29 protein-coding genes are annotated in these 26,877 nt (G+C 66.9%); 12 read left to right on the forward strand and 17 right to left on the reverse strand.

Annotation, left to right across the window (positions count from 1 at the left end):
* The first annotated feature begins 6 nt into the window (after positions 1-6).
* The 4 genes from ligD (at position 7) to ACIHA7_RS11020 (ending at position 3,443) form a co-directional block, all read left to right on the forward strand.
* Positions 7-954 (forward strand): non-homologous end-joining DNA ligase, encoded by a 948-nt coding sequence (gene ligD / locus ACIHA7_RS11005; protein WP_397288714.1) that lies wholly within the window; start codon positions 7-9, stop codon positions 952-954.
* 105 nt (positions 955-1,059) lie between these two features.
* The gene (locus tag ACIHA7_RS11010) at positions 1,060-1,374 is read left to right on the forward strand and encodes a hypothetical protein (protein WP_397288038.1); all 315 of its coding nucleotides are present in this window, start codon (positions 1,060-1,062) and stop codon (positions 1,372-1,374) included.
* A gap of 331 nt (positions 1,375-1,705) precedes the next feature.
* Complete coding sequence (locus ACIHA7_RS11015) at positions 1,706-2,686, forward strand: BtrH N-terminal domain-containing protein (protein ID WP_397288040.1); 981 nt, start codon at positions 1,706-1,708, stop codon at positions 2,684-2,686.
* A 208-nt stretch (positions 2,687-2,894) separates the two neighbouring features.
* Positions 2,895-3,443 (forward strand): hypothetical protein, encoded by a 549-nt coding sequence (locus ACIHA7_RS11020; protein ID WP_397288042.1) that lies wholly within the window; start codon positions 2,895-2,897, stop codon positions 3,441-3,443.
* Between the two features lie 250 nt (positions 3,444-3,693).
* On the opposite strand, the gene ACIHA7_RS11025 is transcribed toward ACIHA7_RS11020, so the two are convergent.
* The 3 genes from ACIHA7_RS11025 to ACIHA7_RS11035 form a co-directional block, all read right to left on the reverse strand.
* On the reverse strand, positions 3,694-4,338 hold the full coding sequence (locus ACIHA7_RS11025; protein WP_397288044.1) for a class I SAM-dependent methyltransferase: 645 nt from the start codon (positions 4,336-4,338) through the stop codon (positions 3,694-3,696).
* A gap of 175 nt (positions 4,339-4,513) precedes the next feature.
* Complete coding sequence (locus ACIHA7_RS11030; protein WP_397288046.1) at positions 4,514-5,272, reverse strand: MBL fold metallo-hydrolase; 759 nt, start codon at positions 5,270-5,272, stop codon at positions 4,514-4,516.
* A gap of 361 nt (positions 5,273-5,633) precedes the next feature.
* The gene (locus ACIHA7_RS11035) at positions 5,634-6,074 is read right to left on the reverse strand and encodes a YybH family protein (RefSeq protein ID WP_397288048.1); all 441 of its coding nucleotides are present in this window, start codon (positions 6,072-6,074) and stop codon (positions 5,634-5,636) included.
* Positions 6,075-6,251: 177 nt separating this feature from the next.
* On the opposite strand from ACIHA7_RS11035, the gene sigJ reads away from it, so the two are divergent.
* Positions 6,252-7,187: an RNA polymerase sigma factor SigJ gene (sigJ, locus tag ACIHA7_RS11040; RefSeq protein ID WP_397288050.1), complete on the forward strand. Its 936-nt coding sequence runs from the start codon at positions 6,252-6,254 to the stop codon at positions 7,185-7,187.
* 35 nt (positions 7,188-7,222) lie between these two features.
* Here the strand turns inward: sigJ and ACIHA7_RS11045 are convergent, their stop codons facing one another.
* The 6 genes from ACIHA7_RS11045 to ACIHA7_RS11070 form a co-directional block, all read right to left on the reverse strand.
* The gene (locus tag ACIHA7_RS11045; RefSeq protein ID WP_397288052.1) at positions 7,223-8,041 is read right to left on the reverse strand and encodes an LLM class flavin-dependent oxidoreductase; all 819 of its coding nucleotides are present in this window, start codon (positions 8,039-8,041) and stop codon (positions 7,223-7,225) included.
* Positions 8,038-8,889, reverse strand: coding sequence for an alpha/beta fold hydrolase (locus tag ACIHA7_RS11050; RefSeq protein ID WP_397288054.1), 852 nt, complete (start codon positions 8,887-8,889; stop codon positions 8,038-8,040). The genes ACIHA7_RS11045 and ACIHA7_RS11050 overlap by 4 nt, the downstream gene beginning before the upstream one ends.
* A 184-nt stretch (positions 8,890-9,073) precedes the next feature.
* Positions 9,074-9,922 carry an NAD-dependent epimerase/dehydratase family protein gene (locus ACIHA7_RS11055; RefSeq protein ID WP_397288056.1) on the reverse strand — a complete coding sequence of 283 codons (849 nt, stop codon included), beginning with the start codon at positions 9,920-9,922 and terminating at the stop codon, positions 9,074-9,076.
* Positions 9,923-9,993: 71 nt separating this feature from the next.
* Entirely contained in the window at positions 9,994-10,881 is an 888-nt protein-coding gene (locus ACIHA7_RS11060) for an LLM class flavin-dependent oxidoreductase (protein ID WP_397288058.1), read from the reverse strand.
* Between the two features lie 7 nt (positions 10,882-10,888).
* Positions 10,889-11,506, reverse strand: a complete 618-nt coding sequence (locus ACIHA7_RS11065) for an ABC transporter permease (protein WP_397288060.1) — start codon at positions 11,504-11,506, stop codon at positions 10,889-10,891.
* A gap of 246 nt (positions 11,507-11,752) precedes the next feature.
* Positions 11,753-12,487 (reverse strand): hypothetical protein, encoded by a 735-nt coding sequence (locus ACIHA7_RS11070; protein WP_397288062.1) that lies wholly within the window; start codon positions 12,485-12,487, stop codon positions 11,753-11,755.
* Positions 12,488-12,884: 397 nt separating this feature from the next.
* Between ACIHA7_RS11070 and ACIHA7_RS11075 the strand changes: the two genes are divergently transcribed.
* From ACIHA7_RS11075 to ACIHA7_RS11085, 3 genes are all read left to right on the forward strand, one after another.
* Positions 12,885-13,508: a hemerythrin domain-containing protein gene (locus ACIHA7_RS11075; protein ID WP_397288064.1), complete on the forward strand. Its 624-nt coding sequence runs from the start codon at positions 12,885-12,887 to the stop codon at positions 13,506-13,508.
* Positions 13,509-13,700: 192 nt separating this feature from the next.
* Positions 13,701-15,254 carry an acyl-CoA carboxylase subunit beta gene (locus ACIHA7_RS11080; RefSeq protein ID WP_397288716.1) on the forward strand — a complete coding sequence of 518 codons (1,554 nt, stop codon included), beginning with the start codon at positions 13,701-13,703 and terminating at the stop codon, positions 15,252-15,254.
* 106 nt (positions 15,255-15,360) lie between these two features.
* The gene (locus ACIHA7_RS11085; protein ID WP_397288066.1) at positions 15,361-16,335 is read left to right on the forward strand and encodes a helix-turn-helix domain-containing protein; all 975 of its coding nucleotides are present in this window, start codon (positions 15,361-15,363) and stop codon (positions 16,333-16,335) included.
* On the opposite strand, the gene ACIHA7_RS11090 is transcribed toward ACIHA7_RS11085, so the two are convergent.
* The 4 genes from ACIHA7_RS11090 to ACIHA7_RS11105 form a co-directional block, all read right to left on the reverse strand.
* Positions 16,321-17,175 carry a hypothetical protein gene (locus ACIHA7_RS11090; protein ID WP_397288068.1) on the reverse strand — a complete coding sequence of 285 codons (855 nt, stop codon included), beginning with the start codon at positions 17,173-17,175 and terminating at the stop codon, positions 16,321-16,323. The two genes, ACIHA7_RS11085 and ACIHA7_RS11090, sit on opposite strands and share 15 nt — an antisense overlap.
* A 122-nt stretch (positions 17,176-17,297) precedes the next feature.
* Entirely contained in the window at positions 17,298-17,687 is a 390-nt protein-coding gene (locus ACIHA7_RS11095) for a RidA family protein (protein ID WP_397288070.1), read from the reverse strand.
* A gap of 18 nt (positions 17,688-17,705) precedes the next feature.
* Positions 17,706-18,380, reverse strand: a complete 675-nt coding sequence (locus ACIHA7_RS11100) for a transcriptional regulator (protein WP_397288072.1) — start codon at positions 18,378-18,380, stop codon at positions 17,706-17,708.
* Between the two features lie 11 nt (positions 18,381-18,391).
* Positions 18,392-19,558 carry a pyridoxal-phosphate dependent enzyme gene (locus ACIHA7_RS11105; protein WP_397288074.1) on the reverse strand — a complete coding sequence of 389 codons (1,167 nt, stop codon included), beginning with the start codon at positions 19,556-19,558 and terminating at the stop codon, positions 18,392-18,394.
* A gap of 173 nt (positions 19,559-19,731) precedes the next feature.
* On the opposite strand from ACIHA7_RS11105, the gene ACIHA7_RS11110 reads away from it, so the two are divergent.
* Both ACIHA7_RS11110 and ACIHA7_RS11115 read left to right on the forward strand, forming a co-directional pair.
* Positions 19,732-20,958 (forward strand): cytochrome P450, encoded by a 1,227-nt coding sequence (locus ACIHA7_RS11110; protein WP_397288076.1) that lies wholly within the window; start codon positions 19,732-19,734, stop codon positions 20,956-20,958.
* 25 nt (positions 20,959-20,983) lie between these two features.
* Positions 20,984-21,181, forward strand: a complete 198-nt coding sequence (locus tag ACIHA7_RS11115; protein WP_397288078.1) for a ferredoxin — start codon at positions 20,984-20,986, stop codon at positions 21,179-21,181.
* A 102-nt stretch (positions 21,182-21,283) separates the two neighbouring features.
* On the opposite strand, the gene ACIHA7_RS11120 is transcribed toward ACIHA7_RS11115, so the two are convergent.
* Entirely contained in the window at positions 21,284-22,060 is a 777-nt protein-coding gene (locus ACIHA7_RS11120; protein ID WP_397288080.1) for a LuxR C-terminal-related transcriptional regulator, read from the reverse strand.
* A gap of 206 nt (positions 22,061-22,266) precedes the next feature.
* Here ACIHA7_RS11120 and ACIHA7_RS11125 point away from each other — a divergent pair, with 206 nt between their 5' ends.
* Positions 22,267-23,355 (forward strand): hypothetical protein, encoded by a 1,089-nt coding sequence (locus tag ACIHA7_RS11125; protein ID WP_397288082.1) that lies wholly within the window; start codon positions 22,267-22,269, stop codon positions 23,353-23,355.
* A gap of 98 nt (positions 23,356-23,453) precedes the next feature.
* On the opposite strand, the gene ACIHA7_RS11130 is transcribed toward ACIHA7_RS11125, so the two are convergent.
* Together ACIHA7_RS11130 and ACIHA7_RS11135 are read right to left on the reverse strand one after the other, a co-directional pair.
* Positions 23,454-24,140: a DUF1361 domain-containing protein gene (locus tag ACIHA7_RS11130; protein WP_397288084.1), complete on the reverse strand. Its 687-nt coding sequence runs from the start codon at positions 24,138-24,140 to the stop codon at positions 23,454-23,456.
* Positions 24,141-24,248: 108 nt separating this feature from the next.
* Positions 24,249-25,127, reverse strand: a complete 879-nt coding sequence (locus tag ACIHA7_RS11135; protein WP_397288086.1) for an alpha/beta fold hydrolase — start codon at positions 25,125-25,127, stop codon at positions 24,249-24,251.
* Positions 25,128-25,199: 72 nt separating this feature from the next.
* Between ACIHA7_RS11135 and ACIHA7_RS11140 the strand changes: the two genes are divergently transcribed.
* Positions 25,200-25,832, forward strand: coding sequence for a TetR/AcrR family transcriptional regulator (locus tag ACIHA7_RS11140; RefSeq protein ID WP_397288088.1), 633 nt, complete (start codon positions 25,200-25,202; stop codon positions 25,830-25,832).
* A 30-nt stretch (positions 25,833-25,862) separates the two neighbouring features.
* On the opposite strand, the gene ACIHA7_RS11145 is transcribed toward ACIHA7_RS11140, so the two are convergent.
* Positions 25,863-26,768: an alpha/beta fold hydrolase gene (locus ACIHA7_RS11145; protein ID WP_397288090.1), complete on the reverse strand. Its 906-nt coding sequence runs from the start codon at positions 26,766-26,768 to the stop codon at positions 25,863-25,865.
* Positions 26,769-26,877 lie beyond the last annotated feature (109 nt).

The raw sequence follows: 26,877 nt of genomic DNA on the forward strand, positions 1-26,877 counted from the left end.
GCGCCGATGCTGGCCGTCTCCGGGCGGCCACCGGCAGACACCGGCCTGTGGGCGATCGAGATGAAGTGGGACGGCATTCGCGCCATCGGCCGATGGAACGGCGAGCAGTGTCGGCTCTACAGTCGGAACAACCGCGATATCAGTGGTTCTTTTCCCGAGTTGACCACCGCTTTCGCCGGTCTGCTCGATGGCATGGACGTGTTGGTCGACGGAGAGATAGTGGCACCCGAGCCGGGCACCGGTGTGCCGTCTTTCCGTCGGCTACAGCGCCGGATGCACGTGGTGCGCCCCACCGCCGAACTGCTGCGTGAAGTGCCCGTGCAATACCTCGTTTTTGATTTGCTCGGTGTCAACGGAGAGTCGATCATGACGCTCCCCTATGCCGAAAGGCGCGCCCGACTAGACGATTTGGCGATCGATCTACCGCTCACTCGCACCCCGCCCTACTACGTCGACGTCACGGCGGCCACCATGCTCGAGGTCGCCAGGGACCACGGGCTGGAGGGGATCATCGCCAAACGCCTCGACTCCAGCTACCAGCCCGGCCGCCGCTCGCCCGCCTGGATCAAAACCCCGCTACGCAAGACCACCGAGGTCGTCATCGCCGGTTGGCTCCCCGGCAGCGGGCGCTACTCCGGCATCTTCGGCTCCCTCGTGATGGGCGCCTACGACGCGGCAGGCCGCCTCGTGCACATCGGCAACGTCGGCACCGGCTGGACGATGCGAGACCGCAAGGTCCTCCAGTTCCGCCTCAACGAAATCACCCGTCCCGACACCCCTTTCGACATCCCACCCCCGCGCTCGGTCACCGCATCGGCACACTGGGTCGAACCCGAACTCGTGGCCGATATCGAATACCGCGAGGCCAGCGCCGACGGACTCCGCCACCCGAGTTGGCGTGGTCTGCGTACCGATAAGGCGCCGCACGAAGCCAAGACGCCGGAGCTCGGCTGATTTCGGTCGCCTGATCTGATCCGATGTACATCCGGATCCCTTTCCCGATAATCGCGACCCGTCGAACAGGGGCCTGCGCTGGGCCGTTGCGGGATGATCGATGCGGTGAGCATCTACGCCGACCTCGTCTGCACCCAGTGCGACGTCCGCCTGTGGCTGGGTAAGGTCATCCACCACGGTGACGCCAACCCGATCTACTTCCACGCCGGACCCGCCGACGAGGCGCCCAACTGGGCGCGCGATGAACTCAACGCGGTGCTGTGGAAGTTGCTCGCCGAGCACGCGCGCCATCCGCTGCGGGTAGTCGTGGAAGGTGACGCGGACGGGCCACCCACCGACGCCTCCGTCGAGCTCGGGGGTGACCGTGGTGTGGATATCAGCTTCGGGGACTATTTGGCAGGGTGGCCGGGTCTGCGCTGAGTCCCTGACGCTTTAACTTCCCCTTGTTTTCGGCCCCCTGCTTCCAGCAGATGACACGCGGTGGCGCACACATTCGGCATTCGCTCCGGGTGTGCCCATGGATTGGCCGGTATCGAACATGGGACACCGAAGGTGCGGAATACGGGGCCGTGTCACCACCCAGGCTTGGACGGTATGGCGGTTGACTCTCCCGCCACGGGAGAGTCAACCATGATGGCAGCGCGGTTTCGTTGCCGTCCAGGCGTGCGGGTGGTGGCCTGCTGGTGCTGGGCGATCGGGGGCGCTGAGAGCAGAGTTGGATGATCCCGGCCACGGAAGGTGCGGCATAAGCATGGTGATCGACGTTGCTGGCCGCAGTATGCGGCATTGCGAGACAACAGCTTTAGGGGTGCTGCTGCGACAACATGGGCTCGATCTGTCCGAGCCCATGCTGTTCGGTCTCGGCTCCGGATTGTCGTTCGTCTACTGGGACAGCAAGAGCATGGGCTTTCCCTTCCTCGGTGGGCGGGTCAAGCCCTTCGACCTCACCAGAAACCTGGCCACCAGGCTCGGGCTGGAACTGCTGGTCCAGGAGACCACCTCTGCCCGCCGCGCCTGGGAGAACGTGGTTGCCCTCCTCGATGCCGGTCATCCGGTCGGACTGCAACTCGACAGCTACTACCTCGACTACTTCACGTCGAAGGTGCACTTCGGCGGTCACGTCGTCGCCATGTACGGCTACGACGAGCACAACGCCTTCCTGGTGGACACCGATCAGCAAGGCGGAACGGTATCCACCAGCCTGACCAGCCTCGCCCAGGCCAGGGCCGCACGCGGTCCGATGACCGCCAAGCACCGGTCCTTCGCCGTCACCGCCGCGCCGAGCCTGTCCTCACCGCAGAGCCGGATCGTTCCCGCCATCACCGCCTGTGCCGATACCTTCCTCAACCCACCCATCGCCAACCTCGGGTACCGGGGCATCGAGAAGGCAGGCAAACTGGTGCCCACCTGGTTTCAGCGGACCGACGACCCGCAACGAGATCTACCGCAGGCCGCGCTGCTGATGGAGCAGGCCGGCACCGGCGGCGCCCTCTTCCGCAACTTCTACCGCGACTTCCTCGCCGAATGCTCCCAGTTCGTCGACAGCCGCCACCTGCGCACCGGTCACAAGCTGTACACCGAGGCAGCTTCCGAATGGACCCGAGTCGCCGCACTGATCGCACAGGCCGGCACCTCAGGTGATGTGCAATGCCTCGCCCAAGCAGGCCGCACCCTCAGCGACCTTTCCCGGATCGAGCGCGAAGCCATGGAGGCGCTCAGCCGTATGGCGTGAAGCAGACGGCCACTCTCCGTCGCCGGTGGCGGTGTGCGCGGGGGAATTGAGGACGGCATCGCCCGAGAGGCGGTGGCATCAATTGCTTCTGATCGCTTGCCCAGCAATGCATTTCGCATGGCCCATGCGATACATGCCCAGTACCGCGCACGAATAGATGCGCGGTACTGGCGAGTTCAGGGTGAGGTTTCCCTGCATCATGGTGGGCGTGACTGATGCGGGACCAGCATCCGACTTGCTGCGCTCCGGCCATTTCGGGAATGACGCGATCAGGGCGGTCGAGTCTTTGCAGGAGACCGGGCGGGTGGCCGAGTGCTCTGCGTTCACCGATCGTCTGGTGTCAGCGCTGCTTGATGGATTGCGGGAGTTGGACGCGCTCCCCCGTGACGATCCGTTCTGGCGGTCCACCAATGGCATTGCCACCTTTGCCAAGGTACGCAAGCATTTCGCAAGGCGGCTTCACACTACTCCCGAGGACAGCGCGGCCCGGTGGGTGCTGGTCGCAGCGGAGCTCGCGGTCGGTAGCAACGACGGTGGGCTGTCGTGGCTCGGTCCGTTGATCACCGCCGACGCGGGCCTCGTCGTCGACGCCGTCACCATCGCTGACATCCTGGAGAGGCTGCTGGGATTGGATGCCGCACAGGCTCTTCGGCGCGCGTGCACCGGTGTCGACCGCGAGCAGCTGAGGCGCATTGCCTGCGCCGAAGGTAATGCGGCGGCTCAGCGAGTGTTGGCTTTGATCGAGGACGATCGCTGACAGCGAGAACATCAATTTCTTCGGCGCGATCGAGGTCGACATCGACGCCGCACTCGGCCCAACCGGATATCGGCCGTTGCGGGTCCGCGACACCCTGTTCTGATCGCCGCCGCGGGCGGGATTCACAGGGCTTGCAGGGTGTAGAGCGCGTCCGTGGTCACGACGGTCGCGCCGAGGGTATAGCGCAGTGTCGGCGTCCATCTCGGGCATCGGCTCCGGATCCGACTGGCGAGCCCGACATATGCAGAAGTCAGGACTTACTGCGTGCGAAAAGAATCGCTTGCTGAGCTTTCGCGTCCGGGTCGAGCAGCATCTGAGCCTCGACCACGAATCCGGCATCGCGCAGCCAGGATGCCACCCGGTCAGGCCGACGGCAGTGGACATGGACCTTCATCGGGTGACCGCCATAGCCGTCGGTCTTCAACCGCGACTCGTCGCCGACGTGAAACAGCAGCTGCAGCGGTCCGCCGGGACGCAATACTCGGTGGAAGTGCCCGAACACGGTCGGCACCTCGTCGTCAGGGATATGGATCAACGACTGCCAGGCGAGCAGGCCGGCCACCGAAGCGACGGGCAGGTCCAGGTCCGTCATCGAGCCCACCTCGAACCGCAGGCCGGGGTGGTCGCGCCGGGCCACGTCGATCATCGCCGGGGAGAGGTCGACACCGAAGGCGTCGACCCCGAGCTCATGCAGGTGGGCGGTGACTTCACCGGGGCCGCAGCCGACGTCCGCGACCGGCCCGCCGCCAGCGACCCGCACGCTGTCGGCGAACAACGCCAGAGCCGCGCGAAGGTACTGGTGTCCGGCGAGGGCGCCGCGCACTTGGTCGGCATAGCTGACCGCGACCGTGTCATAAGAGGCTCGGGTGTCGGCCAACCAGTCATTCGTGGTCATGACCGGCACGATATTCCATGATCACGACCTCGTGGACGGCCGACGCAGAGAGAACCGATCATCGCCCTGAACTCCGCCGCGTTTCCGCGGCCGCAATGCAAGTTCGTTTCGAGCGTGGAGGCCGACCGACGCTGCATTTCCGACATCCGCAAACTACTGTCGGCGGAACGGCGAATCAATGGGCTTGATGTAGTTCGGGGAGTTGGGGTTCGGGGTGGATCCACGGTAGGACGTTGGGTGGGAGGCCGGTTTCGTGGAAGAACGCGGCGATCTCGCGGTCGGAGTGGCGCAGGCTGAAGTGGGTGAGGATGAACTGGATTTCGGGGTGGGATTCGATGACGGGTCGCAGTCGGCTCCAGACGGTGTGGCCGACGGTGTCGGCGCGGTGTAGTTCGGTGTCGTGCAGGAAGGTGCACTCGGTGATGATGACGGGATAGTCGAACAGCCACGGGTTGCGTTCGAAGACGGTGACGGGGGTGTCGCCGAGGAAGGCGAACAAGCGGTGCTGGGTTTCGTGTTCGACCGCGTGCCCTGCCTTGCGCCGGTCCGCCATGAGCTTGCCGAATTCGGCGCCGGAGAGTTGGCGGCGAAGTTCTTCGAGTTCGGGAAGTAGCGCTTTGCGACGTTCGGCGAAGGCGTAGCCCACGCAGGGCACCTTGTGTTCGCACTGGACGACGCGCACGTGATGACCGCGGCGGCCGAAGGTGAACTCGTCGTTTCCGCGTACGCCGTGTAGACGGTGTCCGGTTGCGCGGGACGGGTCGTAGGCCGAGCCGTGGTTGAGTTCGGCGGAGGCGCGCAGGTAGGACTCGGCGTAGGGAACGGACTCGGCCGGCAGGTAGACCTCGGCGGATTCGGCGAGGAAATCGAGATCCTTGGCGTGGTCGTGGTGGGTGTGGGTGAGGAAGACGGTGCGACCCGCTGTCCTTCGCACAGCCCCGCATCGAGGGAGCATCGCAATTCGGGGATGTGGAAGAAGGTTTTGTCGTTGGCGCGGGAGTAACCGGTCAGCGTGAATTCGGTGCCGGGGATCCGGCTGGTCTTCCACTGCCGGAACGGGTGTCCGCGCTCCAGCCGCTCCGGGTGGCCGACTTGCTGGGCGGCGGTGGATGCCATGGGGAACCCTCTCCGATCGAATGTTCCTGCCAAGGATCGGGGGTGCACGGCGGAATTTCCAGCGAATTGTTCGGCGGCAGTGGCGAATTCCGCGAAGGTCGTCGGCCGATTCGGCGAAGACGCCGTCGGGGTATCGCCCGGCGACCGGCCCGGGTATCCCGAGCCGGTCTGCGGCTTCGTCAGGCGGGTTGGTCCTTCTCGGCGGCGAACCAGACTTGCAGGTTCTCCGGGTTGATCGGAATCGAGATGTGTTCGTGGGTGATCAGCCAGCCGCCGTTCGACCGGTGCAGGCACACGGTCTCGCGTACCCAAATCGAGGCTTGCAGACCGCCTTTGCGGGTTCCCGAGTCCAGGTGCAGCATGTTGGCGAACGCGACGTCGCCGCTTGTCCGCACGGTGCGGTCGTGGGTTTGCAGGCTGATGGGACCGTCGTAGCCGTCGAACCAGCGCAGGAAATTTCGGCGTACTTCGTCGTGCCCGGCGAACCGGAGTGGGGGTACGACGTCGTAGTAGACGATGTCGGGGTCGTAGTGCTGCATGAGTCGATCGATGTTCTTCGACTGCTGTGCCTCGGCACGGGCGGCGAAGAACGCCTCGAGTTCGGAATCGTTGGTAGTCATCGCATCCTCTGTTCGGGTTCCGGCCGGCACCGGTTCGCCCGGCGACGGTCGCTGTGGTTCCGCTACTCCGACGACGCCGCGCGCTGGAATGTGAGGCGCCCCGGCAACATCACATTCCGGACCGCTGTTTCGTCGTAACGATGTGAGTGCAAGCACCAGCGGACGATCGGCGACACGATGACCACCGAACCGGGGCCGGACGACCGGCACGAGCAGAGGCTGGACTCGCTCATGAGCGAGCGTCGCCAGCTGATCAATCTCGCGTATCGGCTCCTCGGTTCCCTCGCCGATGCCGAGGACGTGGTGCAGGAAACCTATGCGCGCTGGTATGCCATGTCCCCAAACCAGCAGCAGGCCATCGCCTCCCCGGGTGCGTGGTTGACGAGGGTCGCGGGCCGCGTCTGCTTGGATCTGCTCGGCTCGGCGCGCGTCAGACGGGAACGCTATGTCGGCGAGTGGGTTCCCGAGCCGCTCCCCGACCGTGGCGAGTGGAGCGAGGCCCGCTCCGGTGACCCTGCCGACCGGGTCACCCTCGACGAGTCGGTCAGCATGGCTTTCCTCGTCGTGCTCGAGTCGATGACCCCGGCCGAGCGCGTGGCGTTCATCCTGCACGACGTCTTCGGCTACCCGTTCGCCGACGTGGCCGAGATCGTCGGACGCAGCCCGGCCGCGTGCCGTCAGCTCGCCACCTCAGCGCGCAGGCGCATCGATGCCGCACGGCCGGCCGCGGCGCCTACCGCCGAGCAGGCGCGCGTCGTCCGCGGCTTCAAGCAAGCGTGGGAAGCCCGGGACATCAACGCCCTCATCGGGTTCCTCGACCCTGCCGCCACGGCGATCGCCGACGGCGGCGGTCAGGTCAACGCCGCGCCGCGGCCGATCGAGGGTAGTGAGCAGATCGCCCGGTATCTCGTCGACGTCTCGGGGAGGATTCGCGGCGTGACGATCCTGGAGTGCACGGTCAACGGCCAGCCCGGCCTGGTGACCCAGATGGACCACACCGTCACCGCGGTGGTGGCGTTCGACATCGCGGACAACCGGATCCGACGCGTCTGGGCTGTCCGCAATCCCGACAAGCTCCGTCGATGGACGACCGGTCAGCTCGTTCGGCAATGACCGCCCGGTGCTGCCACACGCGAACTACCGCACCGTCACCTTTCGATCGGCCCGTCGCGGAGTACACCTCGCACCTGGTCCAGCGATACGGTGTCCGGCTCGAACTCTGCCAGCCACCAGGTGGCGCCCGCCTCGGCGTAGGGCGCCGGGTCGGCGTCGGCGGGAAGCGGGACGGCGATGTCGAACGGGGTCGGCGCGTGCTGACGGAGGGCGGCGAGGGTGGTGGCGATCTCGGCGAGCTGGTCCGGGTGTTCGAGGTTGACGGGGAAGAAGCCGTCGTGGCGGGCGGCGCGACGCAGCGGGCGGAGGTTACCGGGGAATCCCGCAGCCCATACCGGCACACCGGGGCGTTGAATCGGGGTGGGCAGGAAGGAGATTCCGTCGACGGTGTAGTGCTCGCTGTGGTGGTGCACCGGCGCACCGGACCAGGCGGCGGTGAGGATCTGCAGTGATGCGTCGAGCATCTGGCCGCGCCGCCGGTCGTCGGGTTCCTCGCCGGTGGCCGAGAATTCTTCGGCGAAGCGATTGCTGCCGAGGCCGACGCCGAGGGTGAGGCGGCCGCCGCTGAGGCGGTCGAGTGTCGCGGTTTCCCTGGCGACTTTGGTGGGTCGGCGGCGGGCAAGGGGTGTGACCATGGGGCCGAACCGGAGGTTTTCGGTGGCGGTGGCGATCGCGGCCAGCGTGATCCACGGGTCGGCCACCTGCTGGACCGGCTCCCGCCAGCGCACGTGGTCCCAGACGAACATGCCGTGCCAGCCTGCCGCCTCCGCCTCGGCGGCCAGCCGTGCGACCACCACCGGGTCGGCGAGATCATCGAATATCGGCAGCCAGAGCGCCGACTGCAACGTGGTCATGCGAGACCGCCTTCGGTGTGCTGGAGCAGGGCCGGGACGAACACGTCCCACAGCGGCTTCGGTAGGTCGTGCCCGGCGCCTTCGAGGATCAGCAGCGTCGCACCGGGAATCGTGTCACGTAGCGAATATCCGTGTGGGAGTGGGAAGACCGGGTCGTGGTCGCCGTGCACCACCAGAGTCGGCGCCTTGATGGCGGCGAAATCGCGGGACGACCCGTCGAAGCTCATCGCGTAGTGGTTGACCAGGGTGGCGCCGATGTCGCGAGCGCGGGCCACGTCGCGCTCGACCAGTGCGCGCACGGCGGTTTCCTCGAAGTAGGGCGAGCCGCCCGAGTACGACTTCGCCGATGCGACAACGTAATCCACTATCGCGCGAGAATCGGTGGGGTCCGGGTCGGCGGGCGTGCTGAGCTCGTCCGACGATGGTGGAAGTCCCTCCGCGCCCGTGGAGGTGGAGACGAAGGTCAGTGACGCCACCCGGTCGGGGTGGTCTACGCCGAGAATGGCGCCGATGCCGCCGGACATCGAACGGCAGACGACGTGTGCGCGCTGGATGTGCAGGGCGTCGAGCAGGCCGAGTGCGTCCGCGGCCAGGTCGAGGTAGGTGTAGCCCGGATGTCCCTGCGGGTAGCTGACGGATCTGCCGGTGTCGCGGTTGTCGTAGCGGATCACGAACCGGCCGCCGCGTGAGATCCGTTCGCACAGCTCGGTTTCCCACCACAGCATCGAGGCGGCCGCGCCATCGATGAGCAGGATCGCCGGGTCGGCGGGGTTTCCGAAGGTCTCGAAGCACAGCTCGACCTTGTTGAGCTCGACGAGTTGCTCGCCGTGCGAAAGGGAATCGGTCATGGAGGCAACGCTAGACCGCGCGGTTCCGCCCCGACAGCGTCAGTTTTCGATCGAGTCGATCGCGATCAGCAGTGTGTGGTTAGCCCGCGACGGATTCGCGTCTGGTGTGGGACTGCGGCAGCTCAATGCCGCCCGGGCCCGACATGAGCTCAGTCGGGCCGGGCGATCGTGACCCGTGGAGTCGCTAGCCGACGAGCGCCGCGACGTCGTAGGCCGGCTGATAACCGAGCTGTCGGCGCGCTTTGCCGGAATCGTAGACGCGGTCGATGGTGGCCGGCAGTGACCAGCCTTGTCGCCGGAACAGGGCGACGATGTCGGGCGCTCGCTGTTCCAGCAGTGGTCTCGCGTCATGCCACAACTGCTGAGTGTCGTTGGGGCGGAACACCATTGGCCCGGCGATGTTGAATGCGCCGGTAACCTCCGGCTGTTCGGCGGCGAGCCGGTGGGCGCGGGCCACATCACGGACGTCGACCCCGCGGTAGAGCCGGTGGGCAGCCTGGATGGCGGGCTCCTCCGGAAAGCAGCGGGCGATGCGCAGCACGATTGTGGTGAGCGCCCGATTGTGTTCGGCGAGAAGCGTTTCCGCGGCGAGTTTGGTTTCGTCATAGATGTCACGCGGCCGCGGTTCCAGCGTTTCGTCGACCCAGACCGCGCGATCGCTCGGCACCAATGCGTGGCCGTACACCGACGTGCTGCTGGTGTAGACCATTCGCCGGACACCGCATTCTGACGCCTGCGCGAGCAGTGCGGCGGTGGCGTCCACATTGACCGCGCGGAACTCGTCGTCGCCGACTCGGCCGACATGCGGCGCGTGCAGCGCGGCCGTGTGCACGACAACCTCCGCCCCGCGCACGGCGCGCGCCAGAATGTGCGGGTCACGCAAATCACCTTGGTGGGTGGTCCACTCACCGGGACGAACATCCCAGCCGCGCACGTGCCACCCCGCGGTGTGCATTTCCCGCGCGACGGCAGCTCCGACCACACCAGACGAACCAGTAACCAAAACTACCGCCGACTCCACGGAGTCCGACATTACCGCCGGGGTTCACGCCCCGTCATACCTGCTGACCGATACACCGCATACCACTGTCAGGGGCTGGATGGTCAGGCGCACAAGGCTCGGGTGGCGGGGATGACGTCGCCGATCCAGCGACGGAGTTGGGTGTCGTCGGCGGATTCGGGCCAGTAGACGAAGGTGTCGAAGCCGGTTTCGTTGGCGAGATCGGCGAGGATGCGGGCCCAGCCTGCGGCGTCGGTGCGGATCGGTGCTTCGCCGCGCAGGGTGACCTGGCCCGGAGTGTCGGTGATCGTGCCGACGAGTTGGGCCATGCGGGTGATGTCGGCCGGGTTACGCCCCGCCTCGGTCGCGGCGGCGGAGATGATGTCTTGTGTCGCTTGCCATTTCTCGTACGGCAGGTAATGCGGGATGGGTGCGGCCCACCCGTCGGCGATCCGTCCGGTGAGGGCGTTGGCCTTGGGGCCGACGCTGCCGAACCAGATGCCGACCGGGTGTGCGGGCGCGGGCCCGGACTGCACGCCGTGCACGGTGTAGTGCGTGCCATTAACTTTCGCCTTGGTCCCCGGCAGCCACATGGCGCGGATGATGGCGGTGGCCTCCTCGAGTGCTTGCAGCGCTTCGGGATTCGAGCGCACCGGGCCGCCCATGGCGCCGATGGCCGGCCAGAACGCTCCCGCGCCCAAGGCGAGGTCGAAGCGGCCGCCGCTGAGCAGATCCAAGGTCGCGGCTTGTTTCCCGAGCATCGCGGGGCCGCGCAACGGCAGGCTCGCCACATCCGGAAACACCCGCAGCCGTTCGGTTTCCGCGAGGATGGTGGCGATCACCGCGAACGTGTCGGCCAGTCCGCCCGAGTACGGATGGTCCTGGATGCCGAGCAAATCCAGGCCTTCCCGGTCCGCCACCTTCGCCATCGCACGCAACCGCGGCAGCTCGGTCACCGTCGGCGCCCACTGAATACCGAATCGTAAATGCACACCGCGATCATGCCAGCCCGCTCAGCGGTGCTTCTTCGCGCCGCCGCGGCCCGTCCTGCCGGACTCGGCACATCGCGGCGACGAGGTAGCCGCCGCCTCCCGCGATAGCCAAGACCCAGTACAGGTGTGCTCCGTCGAGCAGCAGCGCGGCCGAGGACGTCACCGCGAGCCAGGCGCCGAGCGCGTACTGCACGAGATCACGGTAGGCGACCCCGCCTGCGAGATAGATCATTCCGACGACAAGGCCCGACCCGGTCGGCCATAGCAGGGTCTGCACCCGCACCTCGTGCAGCGCCGACTCCAGGGCCGTGATGATCAGAAACAGTGCGCTGAAGCCGATCAGCCACGAGGCGGCCAGCATGATGCCGACGGCTGCCTCAGCACCGCGGGTGCCGCGCTGTGCTCGGACCGCGACCACGGCGGTCACGACCAGGCCGGTCAGCAGTCCGCCGAGTAGCAGCACGGGCCCGACGGCAGCAGGTAGCGGCAGGCCGGGATCGTCGCCGTAAGTCAGCGCGAACGCGGTGTATCCGAGCAGCCAGGCAAGACCGAAACTCAGATATGACGGTCTGTTGTTCGGAACGGCACTCGCGGTGGCCGCTGGGCGTGGATTGTTATGGGACATGGCGGTCCTCCTCTGTGGACATAGAAAGTAGAACCCGCCCCGTCGAGCCACTCCATGAGCGAGAGTCTCGAACACATAGCCCAGCGTCTCGTTAGTGTGCGTTCCTTACCGCCGACCGGACTCGAGATGCTCTAGTGATTTTTCGGCGAGCAGATATCCCGCCACCCTTGCGGTACCAGCGTCCGCGCTCGATGGTGCGGATAGCACAGGTGGGATCGACGCCTCTGTTAGCTTCGGACGCCTGGCTCAACTTCGGATGCCGAGTGTGCCGGCCCAGGCGGCAGTGTCCAGGCCGGCGCGACGGGCCAGTGCGAACATGGCGGCGATGTCCTCGTCGGTGCGTGGCCGGGCATCGTCGCCGGGGTAGTGCTGCTCGGTCAACCGCGTCATCGAGTCGGCGAACGAGCGGAGCAGGTTCTCGGTGACGGTGCCGCGCTCGGCGGCGTCGATCAGCTGGTCGCACAGCTCGGGCATGCCCGCGTCGGTGGCGTCGAACTCCAGCCGCTCAGCGATCTCGCCGACCGCACCCGCCCGGGTGGTCAACGACGAGAGGCCGCAGTCGAGTCCGTCGTCGGCCAGGTCGTCCGGGTACGGCGCCCGATGCCAGGCACCCGCGTCGAACCAGTAGACACAGCCGACCATGTAGTCATCGATCAGGCCTCGCAGGTATCGGCGCGGCAGCCATTCCGGAGCCCCGGCCAGCAGGTCGATCGCGGGCTCGTGCGTTTTGACCTTGCTCGACTCGTCTTCGCCGACGAGTACCGCGCGGCCGTCGCCGTACCACTTGAACACCCACCAGGTGCAGCCGCTGTCGTCCCAGTGCAAGCCGTCGTCATCGATCCAGTATCCGTACCGATGGCGTGCGGGCTCGCGTTCCTGATCACGGTCGTAGGTCGCGACCGCGACGGCCGCCCACCGCGTCCACAGCAGGTGCGCATCCGGCAGATCGTCGGGGCGCCCTGGGCGGTGCAGTTTCGCCAAAATTGTTCTCCTGATCCGTGTTTCGGGTGTCAGCATAGGCGTCCGAGGCAGCGGTGGGCACGCGCAGTACGGTCTCGGCGGCGCTGGTGGTCGGCACCTCCTCGGCGAACCGTGCAGGCCGCCTCGGCATCGTCGGGGACGGCCGAGGCTCGTATGCAGGACAACAGCGGTCAGCGGGAGTTCGGCGGCCGGCTACGGTGCGCCGCTCGGTTCCCGCACGAGGTCACGCTTACGTCCCGAGCGGCCCAGCATCTTGCGGCGCACCCCGGTGCCGGGCGTTCCGGAGGATCGTCGCCCCGGTGCGTTATTGTCGATGCACAGGGACATGCCAGCTGCCCTGAGAGCCTGTCTGCCTGGCGTCCAGTGCTGACCTGAAATGCGTTGTCAGGGAGGAATTGTGGACATTACCGAGCTGATTCTCGACGACCACCGTGAGCAGCGGCGACTGTTCGCGATCCTGGAGCAGATCGATCGCACCGACACCGAGGTGCTCGCCGCGATCTGGGATCGGCTCGCGGCCTTCCTCGAGCTGCATGCGAAGGCCGAGGAAGAGATCTTCTATCCGGAGCTGCTGCAGGTGGGTATCGCCGCCCGGCGCGCGGACCGGGTGGAGGACGAGACGCTCGACGCGATCCACGACCACAACGAGATCAGGGACGCGGTCGCCGAGGTCGCGCAGCATGAGGTGGGCACCGATGACTGGTACGCGGCGGTCGCGGCCGCGAACCTGGCCAACAGCGATCACATGGCCGAGGAGGAACGCGAGGGCCTGACCGATTTCCGCAGGCTCGCCGGGCTGTCGCGCCGCCATCGGCTGGCCGTCGCCTTCGCCGCCTATGAGGCGCGCAACTACGCCGGTGTCGAGGCCGTCGACGAGGACCCCGCCGGCTATATCCGCGAGGTCGAGAACAAACTGCCGATGACGACCACACCGTCCACCGAGGACCAGCCGGCGGCCGCCGAGAACAAACCGACGCCCTCGAACGGATCGCTGAGCGTCGGCAGCCTGAAGCGGAACTGACCCGCCGCACCCGCATTCCGCACACGGGTCAGCCGACCCGCTCCGTGCCCGCATTCGAGCTGTTGGGAATGCCATACCAACCAGGCCCGAACTGTGACCTGTCCCGCATATGGGGACTGTTATCGCGTTCTCGTGTCCACACCGCTTAACGTCGCCAAGGCACAACAGTTGGTAGGGAAGGTGGCGGCGAGCGTGGTTGATACCCAGGCGAAGCTAGATGAACTGGTCAAGATCCTGGCGATCGCTGCGGAACCCGCAGGTGAGAGCGGTATTGCCAAGCGGGAGAAGAAGGGTATTCCGAGTGTCCGACAGCGGGTGCACATGCTGCTCGACCCCGGGACGTTCATCGAGACCAGTGCGCTGGCCCGCCAGCCCGATCAACCGGACGCTCTCTACGGCGATGGCCTGGTCACCGGTCGGGGGTTGATCGGGGGCCGTCCGGTGGTGGTGATCGCGCACGACCAGACCGTGTACGGCGGATCGGTCGGCATCATCTCTGCCCGAAAGTTCATGCGCGCGTTGCAGTTCGCCTTCGACAACGCCTGCCCGGTGGTGACGATCAACGACTCCGGTGGCGCGCGGATCCAGGACGCGGTGGGCTCGATCGCGTCGTTCGGTGACATTTCGCGGGTGTTGGAGAAGCTGTCGGGTTATGTGCCGCAGGTGTCGATCATTCTCGGCAAGTGCGCCGCGGGTTCGGTGTACGGGCCGATCAATACCGACGTGTTGATCGGCACCAAGGATTCCTACATGTTCGTCACCGGGCCGGAGGTGATCAAGGCCGTCAACGGCGAGGACATCTCGGCCGAGGATCTCGGCGGCGCCGCGGTGCAGGCCAAGCGCGGCACCTTGCATCACGTGGCGGCCACCGAGCAGGAAGCCTACGAATGGGCCCGCCAGTACCTGAGCTATTTCCCGACGAGCTGCCTCGAGCAGCCGCCGGTCGTGAATCCCGGCCTGGAGCCGGAGATCACCGCGACCGATCGGGAACTCGACAAGATCATCCCGGACTCCGATCGCGCCGGCTACGACATGCACGAGATCCTGCTGCGGATCTTCGACGACGGTGAATTCCACGAGGTGCGAACCGAATTCGCGCCGAACCTGATCACCGGATTCGCTCGGGTAGACGGTTTCCCGGTCGGTGTGATCGCTAATCAGCCGCTGGTGCTCGGTGGTTCGATCGACGCGGCCTGTTCGGACAAGTCGACCTACTTCATCCGGCTCTGCGACGCGTTCAATATTCCGCTGGTGTTCGTGGTCGATACGCCGGGCGTGCTGCCGGGTCTCGATCAGGAAGCCAATGGGGTGATCATCCGCGGTGGCCGGGTGCCGCGCGCGATCATCGAGGCCACGGTGCCGATCATCAATCTGGTGGTGCGCAAGTCCTATGGCGGCGCCTACGGCATGATGGCGGCCAGGCAGGTGGGTGCCGATATCAGTTTCGCCTGGCCGACGGCCCGGATCGCGGTGATCGGCGCGGAGAGCGCGGTCGATCTCATCGGTAAGCGGCAATTGGCGGCGGTGCCCGCGGAGCAGCGGGCGGCCGCGCGCGAATTCATGGTCAATCATTACAACGAGACCATCGCCACGCCGTGGATCGCCGCCGAACGCGGGTACATCGACGCCGTCATCGAACCGGCACGCACCCGCCTCGAGATTCGGCACGCGCTGCGCTTGTTGCGTGACAAGCCGCCGGTGAAACCGGAGTTCAATCCGCGCAAGCATTCGGTCTATCCGATGTGAACGCACTCGACGCGGCACCGTGAAGGTGGTTTGACTCGGCCCCTGCTGCGGGGAAATATGGGCGCGGCGGGGGTCCGAGAACGAACGCGGAGTGGATCGGCCGGCGATGGACAGTACTGCAGCGGACTTCGCCGCCGCACGTGGCGCTTTCGCCGTGGACTCGATCGGCCCCGGAGCGGTATCGCGCGGCTTCGATCTCTTCCGGCACGGGTGGCAGACACAGGTCGGCGCCGGCTTTCCGCTGCCGACCTTCAGTCCGGTCACCACCGGCGATTTCCGGGTCAGGAGTCGCGTCGCGAAGCTGCGCGACGTAGCGGTCACCGATCTCGACAGCGCCTCGGTGATTCGCACGGCGGGCACCCCGTACGGCTACGACGACCAGGTGCGGATGTATGTAGTGCGCCGCGGCAGTTGGACTTTGGGCGCGTCGGCCGATCACGACGACTACTCCGTCACGGCCGGGCAGTTCCTGTTGCGGCACGGCCCGCCGCTGCATTTCGGGGCGGCGCCGGACACCACGGTCCGGATCCTCACGCTGCCCGCCGCGGTGCTCGCGCCGCGACTGCGCAACCGCAGCCGCACCGAGGCGGCGGACTCGGCCGAGATGCGCCTGCTGATGGCGCACACGACCATGGTGCACGCCACCGTGGCGGATCTCGGCCCGACCGGTGTGCACGCGGCCCACGGTGCCATGCTCGAACTGGCCAAAGCGGTGACTACGGGTCGGTTCGACGATGTGGAGCCGGGGCTGCGGCCCGCGCTCATCCAGGCGGCGAAAGCCTTGGCGGACAGTCGGCTCGCCGATCCCGAGCTGTCGCCACAGATGCTGGCCCGCGAACTCCATGTCTCCGTGCGCACCCTGCAACGGGCGTTCACCACGGCGGGCGAGTCGGTGACCGGCTACATCCGCCACCGCAGGCTGGAGGAGGCGCGGCTCGCCCTGACCGCCCCGTCGCACCGGCCCACCGTCTCCGAACTCGCCGCGCACTGGCAATTCGCCGACAGCAGCCATTTCATCCGCGCGTTCAAGAAACGCTACGGCCGGACGCCCGCCGAGTACGCCCGCTCAGCAGGGACCTGACGACCTGGCGCGCAATTCGCCCCGCGGCCCGATCGCATCGGCCACGCCGAGGCAGGTATCGCCGAGAAATATTCCGAGCTGGTAATGGACGACGTCGGCGTCGAACGAGCCGACCAGAACGCCGATGTCGTAGTCGCCGGGGTAGGTGACCTCGCCGACGTAGTCGATGCGATAGGACGAGGGTGACAGGTCGGGTACCAGCCCGCCGAGGTCGAGTGCCGACGTCGTGAATGCCGCGACCGCCTCGTCGTACCAGGCGGCCAGGGCGAGGTAATTGACATGCTGATTGAGGTCGACGTCGCTTATCCGGGCGCGTAGCGGAGCGAAATACGCGTAGTGGCTGCGTCGGTGGCGTTCCGCATCCGGCCGGGTTGCAACCGTATCGTCCGAATCCGGCCTGGCCAGCGCGGTGAGATCCGCGACCAACTCCTCGGGCAGGGCGAGCGGTCCCGCGACCCCCAACAGCACGACCGTGGCGTCGCCAGCGCCCACCTGGTTACCGCGGGCGAACACCGCATGTCCATAGGTGAACGACGATCGCCCGATCCGACGAATATCGGTGTGCACTTCGATATCGGCGTCCGTGCGACGGACAGGTGCGAGCCGTTCGACGCTCTGGCCGACGAAAATGATTTGGTAGGGGCCGAATTCACCGGCCGCTACGAGTTGTTCGAACTGCGGAAATTCCAGTCGTATCCGAGCGTCTTCCAGCCAGCGGGCCATTCCCACCGTACTCACCGCGCCGTCGCGGCCGAGATCGGCTTGCCGCACCCGGATGCCGGACCGGACCGGAAATACATATTTCATGAACGGGGACCTTAGAAGGAATTCATGAACCAAGGACTCGGTAGCCGTGCCGATGACGTCGATGTTCCATCCGATTGACGCGGTTGTTCAAGTGCGCAGCCCGCTCCGGGAGCCGCGCGGCATCCGGCCTGGATGCCGCGAGCTCATATGCGGTGCTACTCCGGGAGGGCGGCGACGGCGTTGATCTCGATCGCCGAGTCGTAGTGCAATGCGCTGGCGCCCACCACGATACGAGCCGGGCGGTGCTGGCCGAGCCACGCGGCATAGATCGTGTCGAAGGCAGGCCAGGTCGCGAGGTCGGTGACGTACACCGAGATCGACACCAACCGGGTTCTCGCGGTGCCCGCGGCGGCCAGACACCGGTCGAGGTTGTCGAGGGTTTGCCGGGCCTGGACGTCGAAAGGCTTTCCGGCCAAGCTGTCTCCGTCTTCGTCGACCGGGAGCTGCCCGGAGATGTAGGCGAGCCCGCCGTGCATGGCGACGTGTGAGTAGTGCCCGGCTGGTGGGCGCAGATCGGGACTGTTCCGTAGCTGGATATCGGTCATGTGCTGGGCGGTCCTTTGTTACTTGGCGTAGTTGTAGACGCTGGCGCGGGAGACGCCGAGCAGGTCCGCGATGGTTTGCGCGGAGCCGCTGGATTCGAAGTAGCCGTCGTGGCGGAGTTGTTTGACCAGTTGGCGTTTGGCGTCGGCGGGCAGGCTGCGCGGGGTGTGTGAGCGGGCCGCGGCGAACGCCTCGACGGTCTCGCGCAGCTCGCGGGCGGTCCGATCGCGCAGCGTTTCCAGGACCTCGCCGCCGTGCTCGACCTCGGTGGCCACGAGGTTGGCCAGGGTGCGGGTCAGCGGCGACAACGAGGAGACGTCCAGATTCAGGCACAGCGCCGCGACGTAGCGGCCTTGCCTGTTCTTGATGCCGATCGACGTGCTCTTGACCGGTCGCCCGTCGGGGAATCGGTTCGGGTAGTTCTGGATGACGCTCGGGTAGTCGGGGTCGGCGATGCGAGCCAGTCCGAGCTCGGTGGCCGAGTCGCCCACCTGCCTGCCCGACAGGTTGTTCTCGATGGCGCGGACAGCGTGCTGCGGATTGCGCAGATCGTGGAGCACGACCTCGCACAGCCCGGGAAACATCCGCCCGATCGCGCCCGCGATCTTTTCCGCCTCGGCCAGCAGGTGTTCGTCCTCTTCGGCGCAGCCGCTGTCGCGGACGTCCTTGCCGGTTGTACCGTGGTCGGCGTTCATGTTCACCCCGCTCATCCGTGACGGCTCGTGCGTTCCTCGTCGAAGATGCCTGCCATTTTCTCCGACGACTTGGTGCCCGCGCCGGTGAGCACCACCACGGTGGTCTCGTCGGCACCGATGGCGCCCTCGGCGATGAAGTGGTCCAGCGCCGCGACGGCGACGCAGCTGGTGGGTTCGGCGTACAGGCCCCGAGAGGCGAGTTCGCGCACCGCTTTCCGGATCATCGCCTCCGACACCGCGACCGCCCCGCCGCCCGAGCGGCGGATCGCCTCGACCGCCTCGGGCAGGCGAACCGGATCGGCGATAGCGGCGCCCTCGGCGATGGTGGGAAGGCGCGGCCCGCGCTCGGCCGGATCGAGACCGTTGAGCGTGTCGGCAATGGTCGCCCAGTGCTCGGGCTGGCCGATGAACAGCCGCGGCCGGTGCGCGATCTGCCCCGCGCCGAGCAGTTCGCTGAACGCGATGTCGCAGCCGAGGACGTTGCTGCCCGCGCCGGCGACGAGTACGACATTGTCGGGCGCCCGGAATCCGAGGTCCTCCCACATCTCGTAGGCCACGGTCTTGGTGCCCTGCAAGAAGAATGGGTGCCAGTTGTGGCTGGCGTACCTGATCTGTTCGGACTGGCGGATCGCCTCCTGCGACACCTCCTCGCGGGTGCCCGCGACGAGCTCGATCTGGGCACCGTAGGCGCGCACCTGCAGAATTTTCGCGGCCGAGGTCGACTCGGGCACGATGATCTTGGCTCGGATCCCGGCGGCGGCGCTGTAGGCCGCGACCGCGGAGCCGCCGTTGCCGGAGCTGTCCTCGAGCACCGAGTCGGCGCCCTGGCCGAGTAGATGCGAGACCATCACCGCCACCCCGCGGTCCTTGAAACTCGATGTGGGGTTGAACCATTCGAGTTTGAAGTGCACGCGCCGGCCCGCCCAGTCGATCGGCACCATCGGGGTACAGCCCTCGCCGAGACTCACCCGGTGGCGCGCATCGACCGGGAGCGCCGCCTGATAGCGCCACAGCGACCGCTCCGAGGTGACGATCTCGTCGGCCGTGAGGCCCGGCAGCGCGCTCATCGTCAGCGCGGTGCCGTCGGCACCACGCCAGCGTGGGTCCGTGATGTCGTAGCGGTGGCCGGACCGGTCGTATAGGAACGCATCGGCGGTGGGTGTGTCGGTCAGGGGCACAGTCTCGATCCTTCTTGCCGGTCCAGGGATTTCTAGACTAGCAGTCTAGATTTATATTCACAGTCTAAGCGAGGTGCTGACGCCGCCCAGCACGCCGTATCAGCGCCGTGACAGCCGTATGTCAGGTCGTTCCGCGACCGTGGTGAGCACAACAGCCACGAAAGGAAACCCTGATGACTCAACCGGTTTCGATCCCGAACGGTCTCCCCACGGCGCGCGATGCCAGCCCTTTCGATCCGCCCAGCGAGATCAGCCGGCTGCGCGAGACCAACCCGGTCTGCCCACTGATCTTTCCGGACGGGCACCAGGGCTGGTTCGTCACCGGGTACGACGCGGTCCGCCAGCTCATGGCCGACACCCGGTTCAGCTCGCGCCAGGATCTCGGCATCATGCATGTGCCGTACGAGACACCGGGCATGCCCGCCGCCACCGAACCGTCCCCGCAGATTCCGGGCCTGTTCGTCGCGATGGACCCGCCGGACCACACCCGGCTGCGGCGCATGCTCACCGGCACCTTCACGGTCCGGCGGATGAAGCAGCTCGAAGAGCACATCATCGAGATCGCCGAACAGCAGCTGGCGCGGATGGCGACGTTGAGCCCACCGGTCGATCTGGTCAAGGAGTTCGCGCTGCCGCTGCCGTCGCTGGTGATCTGCGAAATGCTCGGCGTCCCTTACGCGGACCGGGAAACCTTCCAGGTCAACTCCGCCAAGTTCCTGGTCAAGGACCAGTCGCTCGACGAGAAGATGGCCGCGTACGGCGCGATGATGGGTTACCTCGCCGAACTGGTCACGGCCAAACGCGCCGAACCCGGCGACGACCTCCTGTCCGACCTGGCCCGCAACGACGAGCTCACCATCGAGGAACTGACCGGCATCGCCTTCCTGCTGCTGCTCGCGGGCCACGAAACCACCGCGAACATGGTGGCGCTGGGCACTTTCGCGCTGCTCGAGCACCCGGACCAGCTGGCCGAACTGCGCGCCGATCCGGAACTGGTGCCCGATGCCGTCGAGGAGCTGCTGCGCTATCTGTCCATCGCCGACATCTTCTATCGCTACGCCACCGAGGACATCGAACTGGGCGGTGAAACGATCCGCGCGGGATCGACCGTGGTCGTCTCGCTGCTGGCCGCCAATCACGACCCGCGCCGGTTCGACAATCCCGACGCCCTGGATATCCGTCGGAAGGCGCGTGGTCACCTGTCCTTCGGACACGGGATTCACACCTGCCTTGGCCAGCAGCTGGCTCGCATCGAAATGCGAGCCGGATTCGCCGGGCTGCTGCGGCACTTCCCGACCCTCGCGCTCGCGATCCCGGCGGACGAGGTGAAACTGCGGACCGACATGAACATCTACGGCGTGCACGAATTGCCGGTCACATGGACACAACCAGCCTCGTAAACTGTTGACCACGAAGGAGATAACGATGACACGGCTTGTGGCGGATCGGGAGCGCTGTATCGGATCGGGCATGTGCGCGCTGATCGCACCGGAGGTGTTCGATCAAGACGAGGACGATGGACGGGTGCGGTTGCTCGATCCGAGCCCGCAGCGCGATCACGCGGCGGTGCGCGACGCGGTGGACGCCTGCCCAGCCAGGGCACTCGACATCGACTCGGATTAGCGGACATCGGAGCACGCCACCGAGCCCGGCCCAGCGCCTCGGTGTCGATCAGCCGGGCGGCGCTTGTCGGGTGCACCGCACACCACCCCGTCGACTCCGGCTTCAGCCGGGCACGTCGTCCGGCGGTGACCCGATCAGGCCGAGGTGCAGCGCTTTTCGGACCGCCGTGACGCGATCGTTGACGCACAGCTTGCGATAGAGGTTTTCCGTGTGTTTCGTCGCCGTCGCCGGACTGATGCCCAGGCGCGTGCCGATGGCGTGGGCGGTCAATCCTTCGCAGAGCAGCCCGAGGACCGCGAGTTCGCGGGGCGTGATCCGGTATTCCGCGGGGTCGGCCACGCCGGGCCGGGCGAAAGCCGCGGCTTCGTGTGCCTCGACGGTGTCGAGCAATGTTCGGGCCAGCTCGGCGTATTCGAGGTCGCGGTCGGCGAAACCGTGCCTGCTGCGGCTCACGATGACGCCGCGAATCCGGCCGGGCGGCGATCGCAGCGGCAGTGCCAGTTGCCGGTCGATGCCGATGGCCGCCTTGCCCGCGTGGTACGCCTCGCTCTGCCACCAGCGGTCGTCGGCTACCTCGTCCATCGCGAGCGACGTTCGGGTGCGGGCCCGCGCATAATGCCGCAGCAGCGGGTGTGCGCGCATATGTGAGTGGATGAGCGCGTCCAACGGCGCCTCGTGCAGCCAGTCGGGCGCTCCGGTGAGGGCGTGGCCGGTGCCTGCCGCCCAGTCCAGATCGATCAGCACTGCCAGGTCGCAGGGTAGGTCGCCGGTCAGGCGTTCCATCAGCAACGGCCAGACCTGGACCGGTTCTTTCTCGGTGAGGATCTGCATCGCCAGATCGCGGATGCGCGCGGCATCTCCCCCATGCAAAGCCGTCATCACCGAATTGTCCCGAAGGACGCGGGCGGAGCGGGTCGGTATGAAGTCCGGTATACGAAGTTCTGCGTATACCGGTGGCCGCGGCCGGATCTTTACCGTCGAAGCAGGACACGATGGTGGAGGAGACGCTGTCCATGAGGAACAAGACATCGGCGATGTCGTTAGCACGTAAGACAATACGGTTCAGACCAGCCGGACGGGCACGCATGGTTGCGGCACTGATCATGCTGGCCGCGACGGTCTCGGTGTCGTCGACTCCGGCGGGCGCCGAACCGGCGGCGCCCCCGGATACGACGAATCTCGAGCGTTGCCAGCAAGATCCTGATCCCGACTACTGGACTCCCGACCTCACCCGTGTCGTCAACGGCGGTGAGGGGTGGTGGGACGGGATCACGACGCTGAGCCCGGGGCAGGCGGTTCGGGTCGCCGCGTTGCCGAGCTCGCAGGTCAAAACCACACGGTGGCCGTGGGATTCGGGCTATGGACCCAATGGCGACGGCACCGCGGCCGGCGCGGACTTCCCCGCACCCGGCGTTTCCCGCTACAGCGTGGTCGGTGGCGTACAAGGAGATCTTCGGCTGATGGGGACGGGCCCCACCTGCTACGTCAATACGACGGGCGTGACGAAGGGATTTCATCTCACGGTGAACGACAGCGAACGTGGCGACAACTCCGAAGGATTCGTCGTCACCCTGCGCACCTATGCCACCGCGAAGCCGGACTGCCCGGTGATCGGCCAGAGCATCGGCGATCAATGCCCGGCCTATTACGAACGCCGCGGCTACGATCCGGCCTACGCGCTGGAGCGGTGTCAGCACAATCAGTACTCCGAGCGCCAGATCACCGAGGATTTCGGTGCGGGCGACGGCTTCGAACCGGTTCGCGTCACGCTGTTTCCCGGCGAGTTCTACCGGGTAGATGCCCAAAGCAGCACCTGGTCGCTGGCTCCGGTACCCGGCTACGGATCACGACCGGGTGACAGCGGAGAAATCCCGCCGAGCATTAAAGTCGGCTCCTGGCCGTGGGATTCGAGCTACGGGCCGGACGGCGCCGGCGCGGCGCACCCGGCGCCGGAGGGTTGGCCCGCGCCGAATCTGCCCAAGTACGGCTTGATCGGCGCGTGGGAGGGGCAGCCGGGCTACCACTGGGTCGGCAGCGGCGGTTGCGTCCAATGGGAAGGGGCGCTTCCGGTGACGCTGGCGTTGACCATGAACGACGAGAACATCGGTGACAACGAGGGCGTGTGGCGGTTGCGAGTCAAGATCTACACCCCCGATCTGCTTCCACCGGCGTAATAGCGTCGGGCGGGAGCGTGGCCCGGCGGTGCCGTACCCCGAGCGGTGCCGCCGGGCTATCGCGTTGTCCGACATTCCGGTACCGGTGGGCCCAGCAGTCACGGTGTGCACGTGGCTGGTCCGGGTCGGGTGGTGGCGACGCCCCTGCGGATTCGGAAGCGGCGCACCTCGACCACTGCCGCCTCGACCACAGCCTTCGTCACAAAATGCCCGACGGCGGTGACCACGAAGGTTGCCACGATGAGGATGGGGGCCCAGGACCAGGTGAGGGCGAGGACCATGCGTTCGAACGTACCGCGGGGTTGCACGACGGGTTCCCAGCTGTTGAGGCGGGTCCAGCGGCCGAGGAAGACGCCTACCGCGCAGAGCAGGTGCAGGCCGACGGTGATCGGGGCGCGCCAACGGGTGTGGCCGATGTGGTCGAGGTAGCGGCCGAGTTCGGCCAGGGCGAGGTAGTAGGCGAGGAAGCCGGAGGCGATGAAGGTGACGTAGACGGGCAGGACCGTGGTGACCACCGGGCCGTCATCGAGGAAACGGATGTCGTCGCGCAGGTGCACCAGATCGGTGACCACATAGGGCGCGTTGGGCAGGAACAGCACGAACAGCACCGCGCCCGCCCACCACAGCGGCGAACGCGAGACCTTGCGATCACTGCGCCGCGACCGAAACACCAACAGCGCCAACACCACTGGCACCCAGGCCAATATGGTGTTCCACACCAGCCAGACGAAATCTCGCCGAACCACATCCAACAGGCCCGGCCCCACCCGATCGAGTACATCCATGGCGCCATCATGCCGCTCGGACCGGCCGCGGCGCGTCCTCCGAGCAGGCGGACACCACATCGCTACAGGTTCACCACACTATCTCCACAGCCGCGGGAGATTTCGTGGTCAGCGAGTCAGGAAGGACTGCAATGCCGCGATCAGCGCGGCCGGATTGTCTTCCTGCACATTGTGTCCCGCGTCCGGGACGACGACGAGCTGCCCGTCCGGGATGCGCTCGACCAGACGTTCGGCGGCGGACTGTGGCAGCACTCTGCTGCGACCGCCGCGCACCAGCAGCACCGGCACGTGGGCCAATTGAGCGGCCAACCGTTCGAGGGCGGCGAGGATGGCCGGGAAGTCGGGTGGGCTCAGGTCACCTTTGGGCACCCAGCCGCCGTCGGCGGTGCGGCGGAACAGTGTGCTCATGCGGTAGGTGACGCCCGCGCGGTCGGCGCGCGGACTGACCCGCATCGCGGAGTCCACCACCGTGTCCAGTTCCCGGACCGGGCCGAGGCCGAAGATGAATTCCCTTACCCGCCGGGTACTTTCGAAGTCGGCGCCGGGCGCGACATCCACGAGCGCGACCCGCTCCACCAGCTCCGGCCGGGTATCGGCGATGTGGGCCGCGACCACACCGCCGAGCGACATGCCGACCAGTCGGACGCGATCGAGACCGAGATGGTCGGCCGTGGCGACGACGTCGGCCGCCATCGTCTCGATCCGGTAGTCGTCGGACCATTCGCTGTCGCCGTGACCGCGCAGATCCAGCGCGACCAGCCGGGCGGCGCCGCGCAGGCCGAGGCAGACGAAATCCCAGGTGTGCGCGGTCAACGCGCCGCCGTGCAGCAGGATGGTCGGCAATCCCGTTCCGCCCCAGTCGAATCCGTGCAAGCGGCAGCCCGCGCGGGAGAAGCGGAAATCGCGGGGTGGTGCCGGATCGTGGATCGGAACACCCAAGGTGGCCGCCCGCTCGATCATCGACGGGATCGTGGTGTGTCCTCGCACGGCGCCACCTTCCTTACCTTGAGTATCCAAGGTAACGGATACTACCTTGGATACTCAAGGTAATATTTGCGGATGGCCACCCGAGTGCGACGCAAACCCGATGACGCCAAACGATTGATCCTCGAGGCCGCGGGCAAGCTACTCGCCGCGGGCGGCCCGTCCGCCGTGCAGGTGCGCGCCGTCGCCGCCGAGATCGGGGTCTCCGACGCCGCGGTGAACCACCACTTCGGTACGCGCAACGGACTATTGGAGGCCCTGCTGCGCTTCGGCGGCGCCAAGCTGAAGGCCGAACTGCACACGGTGCTCGCCACCTGGACCGACGGACCCATCGACCCCGCCGAGCTGGTGCGCGCGCTGGCCGCGCTGTACGCCGACGGTTACGCCGAACTCGCGCTCGCGCTGCACCGCTCCGGGTGGCGCGACGCCGGTACCGGATTGCTCGACGAGGTGGTCGACCGGCTGCACAGTCAAGCCGAGCAGCGCTGCACGGCGACCGGCCGAATTCCGCCGCCGCGCGAAGCGATCCAGTTGACGATCGCCGCGCTACACCAAGCTATGGCGACGGACCCGCTGTTCGGTAACGAATTCCGTCGCAGCGTCGGCCTGGACGCGTCGGCTCGTGAGCGGATGCTCGACTGGTGGACCGAGATCCTGCGCGCGACGGTCGCGGGGACCGAGCGGGCGACCTCGCACACGTCGAGCTAGCGACAGCTGGTTGCCGCTCGGACCGGCGTCTCAGGCCGTCATTTCGGCGCGATGGACGAGTTCGGCGATGTGGCCGGCGAAAGTCGGCCACAGCTCCCTGGGCAGGTGGTGTCCCATGCCCTCGACGATCACCAATTCAGCCCCGGGGATCGCCGCGGCGGTGGCATGCCCGCCGCTGACATCGCACATCAGGTCATCGGCACCGTGCAGCACCAAGGTGGGCACCCGCAGTGAATTCAGTTGTGCGGTGCGGTCTCCGGAGGCCAGCACGGCGACGAACTGCCGCATCATCGCCTCGTGGTCTCGTCCGCGGTCGTAGGCGCGTCCCGCCGTCGCGGCCACGGCGGCCTCGTCGAACGCGAATCCGGGAGAGGCTGTCGCCCGCGAGAACCGGACCTGCCAGTCGAGGTAGCTCTGCCGGTCGTGCGGCTCGGGCCCGAGCGGACCGATCGCGCCGAAATCAGCGTCGCCCACGCCTGGGGCGCCGGTGCGCGAACTGATGGAGGTCAGCGAGCGGACCCGGTCGGGATACTCGATGGCGACGGTCTGCGCGATCATCCCGCCCATGGACAGCCCGACCAGGTGCGCGCTGTCGAAACCGAGTGCGTCGAGTAGACCGACGGTGTCGGCCGCCATGTCCGACAGGTCGTATGCGGCCGTGGCCATGTCCCCCGCCAGCGCTGCGGACATGTCGACCACCGGCGCGTCGGACATGTGCGACGAACGCCCGGCATCGCGACTGTCGAAACGGATCACCTGCAGGCCACGATCTTTCAATTCGGCGCAGAACCCGTCCGGCCAATGGATCAGCTGTGCGCCGCCGCCCATGATCAGCAGCACCGGCGGAGATTCGGGGTCGCCGAGCCGTTCGTAGGTGATGTCGATCCCCGACGGACCGACGTTCAGGATCTTGTCCTCGGTAATTTCATCCTCCATCTCGATACATCCGCGCGCCTACCGGTCGGCCGGAGCAGCGTCCGAATTTCGCGCGGGCCTGCGAGTATGCGGCACCACCGTGGCCTTGCCGCAAGCCCACCCGCGCGAT

Source organism: Nocardia sp. NPDC052316, assembly GCF_044547795.1.
In the GTDB taxonomy this organism is placed as follows: Bacteria; Actinomycetota; Actinomycetes; order Mycobacteriales; family Mycobacteriaceae; genus Nocardia.

Bases quoted from the DNA above. Each gene is read 5' to 3' on its own strand.
- ACIHA7_RS11115 (WP_397288078.1), top strand. From the start codon at position 20,984: ATGACACGGCTTGTGGCGGATCGGGAGCGCTGTATCGGATCGGGCATG.
- ACIHA7_RS11140 (WP_397288088.1), top strand. From the start codon at position 25,200: ATGGCCACCCGAGTGCGACGCAAACCCGATGACGCCAAACGATTGATC.
- sigJ (WP_397288050.1), top strand. From the start codon at position 6,252: ATGACCACCGAACCGGGGCCGGACGACCGGCACGAGCAGAGGCTGGAC.
- ACIHA7_RS11130 (WP_397288084.1), bottom strand. From the start codon at position 24,140: ATGGATGTACTCGATCGGGTGGGGCCGGGCCTGTTGGATGTGGTTCGG.
- ACIHA7_RS11065 (WP_397288060.1), bottom strand. From the start codon at position 11,506: ATGTCCCATAACAATCCACGCCCAGCGGCCACCGCGAGTGCCGTTCCG.
- ACIHA7_RS11035 (WP_397288048.1), bottom strand. From the start codon at position 6,074: ATGACTACCAACGATTCCGAACTCGAGGCGTTCTTCGCCGCCCGTGCC.
- ACIHA7_RS11125 (WP_397288082.1), top strand. From the start codon at position 22,267: ATGGTTGCGGCACTGATCATGCTGGCCGCGACGGTCTCGGTGTCGTCG.
- ACIHA7_RS11045 (WP_397288052.1), bottom strand. From the start codon at position 8,041: ATGACCACGTTGCAGTCGGCGCTCTGGCTGCCGATATTCGATGATCTC.
- ACIHA7_RS11095 (WP_397288070.1), bottom strand. From the start codon at position 17,687: ATGACCGATATCCAGCTACGGAACAGTCCCGATCTGCGCCCACCAGCC.
- ACIHA7_RS11145 (WP_397288090.1), bottom strand. From the start codon at position 26,768: ATGGAGGATGAAATTACCGAGGACAAGATCCTGAACGTCGGTCCGTCG.
- ACIHA7_RS11015 (WP_397288040.1), top strand. From the start codon at position 1,706: ATGGTGATCGACGTTGCTGGCCGCAGTATGCGGCATTGCGAGACAACA.
- ACIHA7_RS11055 (WP_397288056.1), bottom strand. From the start codon at position 9,922: ATGTCGGACTCCGTGGAGTCGGCGGTAGTTTTGGTTACTGGTTCGTCT.
- ligD (WP_397288714.1), top strand. From the start codon at position 7: ATGCTGGCCGTCTCCGGGCGGCCACCGGCAGACACCGGCCTGTGGGCG.
- ACIHA7_RS11110 (WP_397288076.1), top strand. From the start codon at position 19,732: ATGACTCAACCGGTTTCGATCCCGAACGGTCTCCCCACGGCGCGCGAT.
- ACIHA7_RS11025 (WP_397288044.1), bottom strand. From the start codon at position 4,338: ATGACCACGAATGACTGGTTGGCCGACACCCGAGCCTCTTATGACACG.
- ACIHA7_RS11085 (WP_397288066.1), top strand. From the start codon at position 15,361: ATGGACAGTACTGCAGCGGACTTCGCCGCCGCACGTGGCGCTTTCGCC.
- ACIHA7_RS11050 (WP_397288054.1), bottom strand. From the start codon at position 8,889: ATGACCGATTCCCTTTCGCACGGCGAGCAACTCGTCGAGCTCAACAAG.
- ACIHA7_RS11120 (WP_397288080.1), bottom strand. From the start codon at position 22,060: ATGACGGCTTTGCATGGGGGAGATGCCGCGCGCATCCGCGATCTGGCG.
- ACIHA7_RS11100 (WP_397288072.1), bottom strand. From the start codon at position 18,380: ATGAACGCCGACCACGGTACAACCGGCAAGGACGTCCGCGACAGCGGC.